Consider the following 248-nt stretch of genomic DNA (forward strand, 5'->3'; position numbering starts at 1 on the left):
CGCTTAAATCAATTTCTCCGACTTCCAGCATTTGTTGAAGTTTCCATGTGCCACCCTCAATGACTTGCAGAGTCAGGTTCGGGTGCTGATGTCGAAATGCCATTAATATTGGAGGGAAGTAGTACGAGCCAAGCATGCTAGGGATGCCGACGCGTACTTCCCCTTTTTCAAGACCACTAAGCTCTTGCATAGCGAGTACTGTTTCGTCTGCTTGCTGAATGAGTTTTTTAGCATGATTTAGCAGTACG

1 protein-coding gene is annotated in these 248 nt (G+C 46.0%); it reads right to left on the reverse strand.

Going from position 1 to position 248, the window contains the following annotated elements; genetic code table 11:
• Positions 1 to 248 (reverse strand): LysR family transcriptional regulator (locus A3774_RS16205; protein ID WP_197468099.1); only part of this gene is annotated, 248 nt, incomplete at both ends.

It is taken from the genome of Neptuniibacter marinus (genome assembly GCF_001597725.1).
GTDB lineage: Bacteria > Pseudomonadota > Gammaproteobacteria > Pseudomonadales > Balneatricaceae > Neptuniibacter > Neptuniibacter marinus.